Origin of the sequence: Psychromonas hadalis ATCC BAA-638, from assembly GCF_000420245.1 — a bacterium.
Lineage (GTDB): Bacteria > Pseudomonadota > Gammaproteobacteria > Enterobacterales > Psychromonadaceae > Psychromonas > Psychromonas hadalis.
Map to the genome: position 1 here is coordinate 1 of NZ_ATUO01000131.1, position 9,689 is coordinate 9,689.

Here is a 9,689-nt window from a genome sequence, read left to right on the forward strand (position 1 = left end):
GTTTTGCGCACCTTAGATAATATCCCCCTTGGTAATATTCAAATTAATGATTTAGCCCGCATTGAATAGTTGATATACTTAGGAGATACTTAGCATTAAACGCTAATACCAATTACAGTAAATAGCTAATCTATTTTACTGGTTAAAATAACTCACTTCTGCGTTGTAAGTTTTGTAAAGGGAACAACCATTTACGTCAACTTACGCCTTAAATTTAGCTATTTTTCCTGCGCAAAATTTAGATCACATACTTAATGTAATCGGTATAATCATCTCTTCATAGCTCAACAGGATAGAGCACCCGCCTCCTAAGCGGATGATCGGGGTTCGAGTCCCTGTGAGGAGACCACATCCAAGTTCAACAAAACCTAGTAAACATAAACTACCGTCCGACAGGGTTGTAATAGTCAAGTAGTACCGCGAAAATCCAACATCTAAAAAACACTACAACGAGTAACCCTTCAAATAAGAACTCGTGCCTTTGGACTTAAGTTAGATTACCACAACAAAAAACCTTTAGAAAACAATAAGTTAACATGGAATGCGATGACGACAATTTAGGTCTATTGCCACTCGTTTGACAAACACCGTTATCAAAACCTTCGATTTATTCCCAACCTTCACCGCCAGAAATACCCCCTGTAATAGCGAGAAAAAGGACATCAATTAACTCATGAAGTACTTTTCCTGATTGACTAAAATCACGAATGACAGAGAGTTGGCTTCTTAAAGTTGTGTGTGACATAGGCTTCTCACTAGAAAAAGAAGTATATGATCACGAAACAAGCTGATCCTTTTTTTATTAAAGATCAGTAGATCTCAAGTCTCATTAATGAGCAACAAAAAAGCAATCCCCAAAAGTAAAAATAAAGATACAGCTTCGTAATCTTGCCCTTGCATTACACACGACTTAAGTTACATGAGTTACAACGGTCGTTTACAAGCCAGTCACCGTTGAGGTGATCGTTATAAGTTAAGCCTAGAAGCATGGGTTTCAACTCTTATGAAAAAGCAGATTCACTCTACTATTACCAACATGATGATATGCTTAGCATTAGTTGAACTATTACTTTTAAAAATCAAAGATAGTTTTAATTTCCACGACGCTATAAGCTGGTATTTGATAAGGATGAGCATTAATCAAAGTTTGTAACACCACTTTTATAAATGCTTTTTCACACACCATCTCAACGCGATATTCTTCGATTTGTTCTAATTTATCAAGCTCCCCAATAAAAGCATCACTGTTTTTAAGTGGGCGAAATTGCCCTTTGCCTAAAACTTGCCAAGCACATTGGTCATAATCACCAATACGCCCAGCACCCGCTTTAAAGAGTGCTGATTTAACAGCTTCACAATGACTTTCTGGCACATAAAAAACTAACTGATACAAAATAGGTCACTCCTCATAAGCAGGAAAGTCTAGCTGTAAATCTTCACTTGTTACGATTATCTCCTGTTTTGCTATAAAGACAAAACCATCATCCTCTTCGAGTTGATCTTCACTTTCACAGCTAAACACAATGCTATAATTTCCTGACGTAACAAAACCAATTTCATAATGGTAAGTGTCTTCACTGTAAATCACCACCGTGCTCGCATAAGCGGATTCATCTGCATTATTATCCGCTAAATCACCAAGCAGGAATTCATCACCTGCGAATAGATAAATACTACCCCCCTATTTCAGAAGCATTTAAAGCACATAGTGAATCTGCATCAACACTGCCCGATATGGTCGCAGATTCACTATCATCCACTAAACGCACTCCCCGTGGTTTTAAGAAATAATGATCTAAACCAACAGGATTGGTCATGCTTTTACGTAGATCAAACTCAACCGTTAAATTTAATGTTCCACCAATAACAGCTGTAAAGCCATCAAGTTTAAGTTCCTTTGAAGGAACTTTAATGATTACTTTGCTTTCATCCGAACTCAATACAGCATAAGAGCCATCAACCATTTTTAAGCGTAACGGAGAGTAATCTCCAGCGGTAATAACAATATTTTCCAGTAGTGTAAATGACTTACTACCTGCAAATTTTAATAGATCAACCCCATGTACATTAGCTATCTCATTTACGTTTTCATCTAAACAGAGTTCATTACCGACACCCACTTCAAAGATGATATCCCCCGCTTCGCTTTTAAGCTCTATTTGAGAAAAATAGATAATGACTTGAGAAAAGGAGTCACAGGCGCATCACTAACCGATAAAGAAAAGGTGGTCGTACTACCTGCAGTTAACTCGTTGCTTGAACTTGAGGCTCCCACACGCAGTGAGTATAAATAGCGGTAATAGCGCAGTTAAATGGATAAGTTTATTGAGCATGGTATTCCCCTTTACGCTATATGTAGTGACGCTCTAATTTTAGTTTAAAAAAGGGCACTGAGGAGTCAGAAAATGGTCAATATAAAATTCAAATTATAAAACAGGGCGTTATATTTTTTATTGATACTATTTTGCGAAAAATTAAATGTTAAAAAAGCGTAACTGTTGCAGATAACGCAATTGCTCAACCTGTAAATCACTGCGTTTAAAGGTGATTTTGTTGCCTGCTGGTTGCTGGGCAAGTTGACTCAAATCGCAACGTGATACACAGCCTATTTTAGGATATCCCCCAAGTGTTTGCCTGTCTTGCAATAAAATAATAGGTAAACCATCAGCAGGTATCTGAATACTACCAAGGGCAATGCCTTCTGAAATAATACCTGCTGAACCACTTTTAATAATCGGCTCACCTTGTAAGCGCATGCCCATACGATCGCTGTGTTTATCTATCTGGTATTCACTGTTATAAAATCTATTTTTCTGGGACACTAAAAAATCATCACATTGATAAGATTCAATCACAGCAAGGCTCAGTGGTTGGTTATAATTAGGGATAAATTGCTCGGGCATTTTTCGCTTAATAAAATGACGTTGTTGACTTAATACGGGTAATAAATCCCCCTTTTTCAAAACACCTCCATCACCTTGTAAACCGCCAATTGAGTTGCGCTTTACACAACTCACACTGCCTAAAACAGCCTCAGCAATAAAGCCTCCTTTCACAGCAAGATAAGCACGCAACCCCGATGTGGCAAAAGAGAGGGTTAATAACTCCCCCTGTTTTAATATAAAGGAACAGTTATTATGTTGTTTGATCTGCTTACCAGATAACAGTGTGATTTTTGCATCCATTGGTGCGCCTGTTAATGCCAGTTGCACCTCTGATAATGCTTCAAATTGTGCTTGTCCAAAACTAATTTCTAAAAGTGGTGAATTAACTGGGTTATCAAGCAGATAGTTAGCCCATCCACCGGCCAATTCGTCACAAACGCCGCCCTGACTTACCCCTTGTTGTGCTTGATAAAAACGCCCCTGATCTTGCAGTTGGGTGAAGATACCCGCTTTTTTTACACGTAAACCAGATTCAATGTTCATCAATTATCTTGCCCCCTAACTCGATAAACTGCAGATAATTGATAGCAGAAAACGTCACTTGATCACCGATCTTAAAAGGGCTAATAGGGTTATTTTTTAGATCAAACAATGGAATTGGACAATTACCAATAATATGCCAACCACCGGGGCTATCACTCGGGTAAACCGCCGTTTGACTATCAGCAATCGCAACACTGCCCGCAGGGACAAAAGCACGCGGAGAATCATGGCGAGCCGTTTTTATTTTATCATCAAGCTCTGCTAAAAAAGCAAAACCGGGCGTAAACCCCACGGCACACACTTGATAGATTTTTTCGCAGTGTAAGGTGATCACATCATCAATAGAGAGCCTTTTTTCAGAGGCTACTTTTTTCAGATCCCAGCCCACCGAAACATCATAATAAACAGGGAGTTCAATCAATTTACTGCTGATATTTTGCGTCTGATAAGTTGAATGAAAAATCTCAACTAATAACTGTTCCGCTACTAAAGGCGATATTTTAAGTAGATCGATCTGCACTAAAATTGTGGTGTAGGAGGGAGTAATATCGATCAGTGCTTTAGCTAATTTAAATTCAATTTGTTTGACGATATTGGCGATTTTTGCCGTTAATGAAAGGTCTATTTTGTCACTGAGTATGATTAAAAAACTATTTTCATTAACAGGTTTTATCATTGTATTAACATGGCTAAGTTTTCTATCTGTTTCACTGCAATCGGATTATCACCATGCACGCAGATTGAATCGACTTGTAAGTGAATTGTTTTTCCATTTATCGTGGTGATTGTTTGTGTATCAATGAGTTGTTTAACCTGTTTTTCAACCATTTCAGCGCTAGCGAGTAACGCTCCTTTTTCACCCCGTTTAACAAGGTATCCAGCATCATCATACGCCCTGTCTGCAAATGCTTCTAATATCAGTGTTACACCATGTTGCTGTGCTATCTGCTGATAATTACCTAAATTTGGGTGTGCTAAAATCATCAATTTAAGTGGTTTTTCAAATTGACACAGCGCCTCTACAATGGCGCAAAAAACCGCTTCATTAACCATCATCTCATTATATAACGCGCCATGTGGTTTTACGTAAGACACACTCACTTGATGCAATTTAGCGAGGCATTGTAATGCCCCCACTTGATAGCAGATAAGGTGTTTTACCTGCTCAGAGGTCAATGAAATGGGCACACGTCCAAAATTTATCCTGTCGTTATAACCGGGATGCGCGCCAATTTGTACCTTGTTAACTTTGGCAATTTTAATGGTTTCAATCATCAAATCTGCATCTCCCGCATGGAAGCCACAGGCGATATTCGCTTGACCAATAAAAGGCATCACCGCTCTATCACTACTAACGCCCTCACCGACATCACAATTTAGCTTCATCGTGGCAAGCTATAATCAACAGTATGGTCACAACTACCGTCTAATTCACAATCATTACCACCGTCACCATTGGCATCCCAACTACTGTGCATTCTTTTGATCTCTTTGAAATTTACAAAGTTATTAAGCAGTTGCAGATAAATAACGTTATCTTGTGTTGGATAATCAGCATAAGCTTGCTCAGAAGCATGACCTTTAAAATCAACCTGTAGATAGTCTTTGATATAGGTAATTTTCTCTTCTCTAACCCGATTACCTAACAAAGCAGAATCTAAATGCACACTCTTTTTCGTTTCCATATCATAGGAAAATAACCCCGCATAAACAAACACACCACTGCCGACTGTATTGACAATAAAAGGGGCAGAGTAATGTACTAAACCATTTTTAGCTTCATTTAAAATAACCATTTTAGACATATTAAGGTATAACAACCCACGATCATAAATCGCCTCTTTATCCCCTGTCGCCTCTTGTAACACTTTTTGATAATGCCCACGCAGAAAGTAAACTTCATCCACTGTTTCTATTTTATCAATGATCACCTGAAATGTTGTTTCAGGATAAGTCATGGTAATCGGGTAACCCGCAGAAAGATTTTCATAAATTATCTGCGTAGTAGTTTGTTCACAGACCTCCTCCGTTTCATTCCAAACACCCGCTACTTTTTGACACTCTTCAGGCGAGTTTATTTTATCCTGCACAAAATAGAGCCCAGCAAGCAGAATAACAACAATAAAAATAATACGGTTAGCAATTTTATGCATGGTTTAGTTCCATTTTTTTTAATAAAGATTTAAAGGTGTTATCAAGGGGGGCATGAATCTCCACTTTTTTACCTGTAACAGGGTGCGTAAAACCCAAATATTCAGCGTGTAATAGCAGTCTGTCTGAATCAAAGTTGTCTCTAAACATCTGATTATGTTTACCATCACCATGTGTAGTATCACCAATAATCGGGTGATAAAGATGTTTCATATGACGACGAAGTTGATGTCTTCGCCCTGTTTGAGGCGTAAGCTCCACCAGCGAATAACGTGATTGCGGATAGGGGCGCACCGCAATCGGTAATTCACAAAAAGCGATGCCTTTATAAGCAGTTTTTGCCTCTTGCGCTTGTTGATCTTGATTTGCATGTTTATCGGCAATTTTATCAAGTTTCTTTTTCAGCGCATAATCTAAAAATCCTTCGCCAATATGGCCTCTCACTACTGCTAAATAACGTTTCTTGGTTTTTTGCTCTGCAAACTGTGCCATTACATCGGGTAAATAGTTTTTATCCAATATAAACAATAACACCCCAGAAGTAGGTCTATCTAAACGATGCGCTGGGTAAACATGTTGACCAATTTGGTCGCGCAATTTTTGCACCGCAAACTCGGTTGCATGGCTATCAAGCCAACTGCGATGCACCAATAAACCAGAGGGTTTATTGATCGCAATTAACTGTTCATCACGATAGACTATTTCTAACTCTGCACTGACAGGAGCCGCATCAGTAACTTCTGTTTCTAACATCAATTTTTCTCATTAATAACGCAATCGATGCGTATGATCAGGGCAAGTATTTCGCCACTATTTACTTTCTGCATTTTAAAAAATTCGCTTGCCATCGGCGCAATTTCCATTGCCGTAGGCAGGGGTAAATTCAACTGCAACAACTGCGTCATTTTCTCAATGAAGATAAACTGTAACCACTGCGTAAAACACAAAGTATCAATCGAAAAGGGTTCGATGCTTGCAAGTGAACGTTCACTTGGCCGTGTTGATTGCCAACACTTTAGCAGACGTAATTGAGCCTCTAATTCTGTCAGTAAAACAGCTAATAACTGCCGTTTTTTAATCTCAAATAGTTGCATCAGTTATCCAAGCTTAATGTCTATAATTTAATGGGCGTTAATATAACATCACAGTGATCAAAGTCGTATTGATTCCTGATATAATCCCACCACGTTCGACACAAAAGAATTTTTTATGAATATAAATACCCTTACCGATTTCTTAAAACAGGCTCAGTGCCAATTTCGCATCTATGATTTAGGGCGTAAAGTCACTAAAATTTCCAATAGTGCCTTTCAAAAAATCGCCGAAAACAACTTGCCTTACCCTTACCCAATTCAGCAACACGCGTGTATTGCGTTAACGTTTTGGCAAGTAAATAAACAGCAACAAGAGCATTTTATCTGGTTTTTAAAGTTACCAGTAGATGAACAAGGTTTATTAAAAATCACCGCACAAACCAGTTTTATCAAAATGGTGATGGAAGCAATGGGTGAAAACTTAACCGCGAATATGAGCGAAAAATTGCAAGAGCGCTTAGCCAGCAATCCCTTTGTTTTTAAACCTAGCATGGAAAAGTTAGCTATTTTCAGTGCATTAATGAACACTAACTTTGTGCGCCCAGCATCCGTTTTTTATGCCCCCGCGTTGCACTATTTTTCAGGTAAAGGGTATTGGAATGAGTGGCAAGAGTTAGGCTTTCAAGGCATCGCTGACTTATGCGCTCGCCTCAATTATGATGACAATCAACAACACCTTATTAACACCCTGCCACATCTTCCACAGCAACCTTTGCAATCTCTCGCACTCTGTTTAGAGCATCAGCATGATATTAATAGCGCTCTCGCCACCGCGATTGCCAAGCAAGCAGAAGTTGAGTTACAAGCAAACCATCAAGAGTGCGCCATTTTATTACTAAGAGCGCTTTCAAGTGCGCCTGCGGTTGGTATTACTAAAAAATTACTTGAACAACAATTTTCATCCGCACTCATCCATAATGAACATTGGTACGTGTGTATTGCAGGGCGCTGTTGGTCATTATTAGAAGATGAAACCTTGTTAAATCGTTTCTTTGAGGCACTTGCAAATCATCAACCAACACTGTTTACACAATTGTTTACCGATTTAGTGGCCATTCCTGCGTTACGTGAAAAAGTATTAAAGCAGTTACGTTTAAGCGCGCGCTCCCCTGCCCTATCAAACGCGATTGGGGTGTTATTTTCTGGAGTAAAACCATCATGACCGATCTACTATTTATTCTCTTCGTGGTGATAAGCGCAACCCTGATTTGGAAGCTCAGACAACAATCTGAACATGCAAAAGAGATGATTGAAAAACAGTGTGTGAAATTAGACCTGCAACTACTCAGTGTTTCGCGCTCAAGCTTTAACTTCAAATTAGGTAAAAACTTCCTACAGGCCAGTTTTGTTTTTGAATTTAGCAGTGATAACGAAAATAGTTATCAAGGCAAGCTGTTCATCTCGGGCTTACATCGTCCACGTTTTGAATTCCCCGTATATCGCTCTTTTGAAGAGTTTCATTAAAAAGGTTCCCCATGGATAGAATTATATTAATTGCCCAACAGATTGCCAAAGAGGGTAAAACACCCAATATCGCAATGATAAAAGCACGCTTGCCTAAAAACATCCCACTGCCCATCATTATTCAAGGTTTAAAACTGTGGCTAGATAACCCGAATAAAGAGATTAATGTTCCCACAGAGCCTGCATTAATGGCCAATGAAAAAACAGAGACCACGGGCAGTTTTGATGCGTTATTAAGCGCTAAAATTGAGGCTAAAATTGAAATATTGTTAGCGCCATTAAAAGATGAGATTAAACAGTTAAGAGCAGAACTAAAAACATTAAAAGCGAGTCACTAGGTGTTTATTAAAGAGCTTACCTTTGAATGTTATAAAAACACCCAATATGCCAGTGTTGAGCGCGCTATCAATAACTACTTTGATATGTTGCGTTATAACGGGCAGATTCTTGGGCGCGAATTTCCCATCGCGATGTTAGGCGCGGTTTTTAGCACCCGTCTTGTTTGCCCTGAAGAGAACAGTTTAGATGAGCTGTTTAATAGCACACAGGTAAAGCATGCACTCAATTCACTCACTGAAACGGGACTGCTTGCGCCTAAAATAAAAACCGTTGCAGAAGACTTAAACTCACTGGAATGCGCACCTAACTTTTCACCGAGTTGGCAGGTGTTATACACCACCTTTTTAGATACCTGCTCACCACTGCGTTGTGGTGAAACTCTACAACCGATTCCACTCTATCGTACCTCTGAAGCTATCAGTAATGGCGATCGTAAAAGTGTGCTCAAGTGGCAAGAGGAGTGGATAAACTGTGATGAATTGCAGATGAATGGCTCAGCGGTTTCTACTGCAATTTTAAAAGAGATGGGCGATATTGATAGCAAACTCTATTATCGAGGCAGTAATCTTTGTAAGCGTATCGAAGCAATTACTAACGTGCCGACTTATTATTATCTGTACCGTGTGGCAGGTATTAGCTTAGAGGATGAACAAAATCGAAAATGCCCAAGCTGTGGGGGTGATTGGCAACTAAAGTCACCACTTTTTGATATTTTTGATTTCAAATGCGATGCGTGCCAGTTAGTATCTAATCTTTCTTGGGATTTCAAAAAATAACTATTTAACCTGAGTTCTGGTTAATGAGCGCTTTTGCTAAATATTAATAAAGTAATACCGATTACATTAAGTATGTGATCTAAATTTTGCGCAGGAAAAATAGCTAAATTAAAGGCGTAAGTTGACGTAAATGGTTGTTCCCTTTACAAAACTTACAACGCAGAAGTGAGTTATTTTAACCAGTAAAATAGATTAGCTATTTACTGTAATTGGTATAATAAACTTCTAGCACCCAGTGCTGAAAATTTTGTGATTATCGAGGCGAATTGAGCAGTGAATAGCTGGCTATTCTGAGTCAATTTAACGAAGATAGGTGCAAAAATAGCCGTATTGGGAAGTGTTGCTTATCCAGAATTCAGGCTATCTATTACAGATAACTTAAACGGAACTTAACATGTTAAAAAAAATTAAAATTTACGGCTCACTCTTCATTCTAT

12 protein-coding genes, 1 tRNA gene and 2 pseudogenes are annotated in these 9,689 nt (G+C 38.7%); 5 read left to right on the top strand and 10 right to left on the bottom strand.

Annotation, left to right across the window (positions count from 1 at the left end; genetic code table 11):
• The first annotated feature begins 273 nt into the window (after positions 1-273).
• A tRNA-Arg gene (locus G322_RS0114330) sits at positions 274-349 on the top strand.
• A 261-nt stretch (positions 350-610) separates the two neighbouring features.
• Here G322_RS0114330 and G322_RS23470 read toward each other — a convergent pair.
• From G322_RS23470 to G322_RS0114380, 10 genes and pseudogenes are all read right to left on the bottom strand, one after another.
• Positions 611-745: pseudogene (locus G322_RS23470) on the bottom strand (ISAs1 family transposase); the annotation flags it as partial.
• A gap of 327 nt (positions 746-1,072) precedes the next feature.
• Entirely contained in the window at positions 1,073-1,393 is a 321-nt protein-coding gene (locus tag G322_RS0114340; RefSeq protein WP_022942432.1) for a YqfO family protein, read from the bottom strand.
• 6 nt (positions 1,394-1,399) lie between these two features.
• Positions 1,400-1,591 (bottom strand): hypothetical protein, encoded by a 192-nt coding sequence (locus G322_RS22405; protein ID WP_022942433.1) that lies wholly within the window; start codon positions 1,589-1,591, stop codon positions 1,400-1,402.
• 82 nt (positions 1,592-1,673) lie between these two features.
• A pseudogene (locus G322_RS22410) lies at positions 1,674-2,183 on the bottom strand (DUF4382 domain-containing protein); the annotation flags it as partial.
• Positions 2,184-2,474: 291 nt separating this feature from the next.
• The gene (locus tag G322_RS0114355) at positions 2,475-3,428 is read right to left on the bottom strand and encodes a 5-oxoprolinase subunit C family protein (RefSeq protein WP_022942435.1); all 954 of its coding nucleotides are present in this window, start codon (positions 3,426-3,428) and stop codon (positions 2,475-2,477) included.
• The gene (locus G322_RS0114360) at positions 3,418-4,104 is read right to left on the bottom strand and encodes a 5-oxoprolinase subunit B family protein (protein ID WP_022942436.1); all 687 of its coding nucleotides are present in this window, start codon (positions 4,102-4,104) and stop codon (positions 3,418-3,420) included. The genes G322_RS0114355 and G322_RS0114360 overlap by 11 nt, the downstream gene beginning before the upstream one ends.
• Entirely contained in the window at positions 4,101-4,814 is a 714-nt protein-coding gene (locus G322_RS0114365; protein ID WP_022942437.1) for a 5-oxoprolinase subunit PxpA, read from the bottom strand. Before G322_RS0114365 ends, G322_RS0114360 begins: the two co-directional genes overlap by 4 nt.
• Positions 4,811-5,581, bottom strand: coding sequence for a hypothetical protein (locus G322_RS0114370; RefSeq protein WP_022942438.1), 771 nt, complete (start codon positions 5,579-5,581; stop codon positions 4,811-4,813). Before G322_RS0114370 ends, G322_RS0114365 begins: the two co-directional genes overlap by 4 nt.
• Positions 5,574-6,332, bottom strand: coding sequence for a tRNA pseudouridine(65) synthase TruC (gene truC / locus G322_RS0114375; protein ID WP_022942439.1), 759 nt, complete (start codon positions 6,330-6,332; stop codon positions 5,574-5,576). The genes G322_RS0114370 and truC overlap by 8 nt, the downstream gene beginning before the upstream one ends.
• Complete coding sequence (locus G322_RS0114380; protein ID WP_022942440.1) at positions 6,332-6,673, bottom strand: YqcC family protein; 342 nt, start codon at positions 6,671-6,673, stop codon at positions 6,332-6,334. Before G322_RS0114380 ends, truC begins: the two co-directional genes overlap by 1 nt.
• Positions 6,674-6,788: 115 nt before the next feature.
• Between G322_RS0114380 and G322_RS0114385 the strand changes: the two genes are divergently transcribed.
• Genes G322_RS0114385 through G322_RS0114400 form a run of 4 tightly spaced genes read left to right on the top strand, consistent with a single transcriptional unit; the run spans position 6,789 to position 9,252 of the window.
• Entirely contained in the window at positions 6,789-7,835 is a 1,047-nt protein-coding gene (locus G322_RS0114385; protein ID WP_022942441.1) for a DUF3549 family protein, read from the top strand.
• A complete protein-coding gene (locus G322_RS0114390) occupies positions 7,832-8,137 on the top strand; it encodes a DUF3301 domain-containing protein (RefSeq protein WP_022942442.1) in 306 nt (101 codons plus the stop codon). Before G322_RS0114385 ends, G322_RS0114390 begins: the two co-directional genes overlap by 4 nt.
• Before the next feature lie 11 nt (positions 8,138-8,148).
• Entirely contained in the window at positions 8,149-8,475 is a 327-nt protein-coding gene (locus G322_RS0114395) for a hypothetical protein (RefSeq protein ID WP_022942443.1), read from the top strand.
• Positions 8,476-9,252, top strand: coding sequence for a Zn-ribbon-containing protein (locus G322_RS0114400; RefSeq protein WP_022942444.1), 777 nt, complete (start codon positions 8,476-8,478; stop codon positions 9,250-9,252). It abuts the gene before it with no gap.
• The last annotated feature ends 437 nt before the right edge of the window (positions 9,253-9,689 follow it).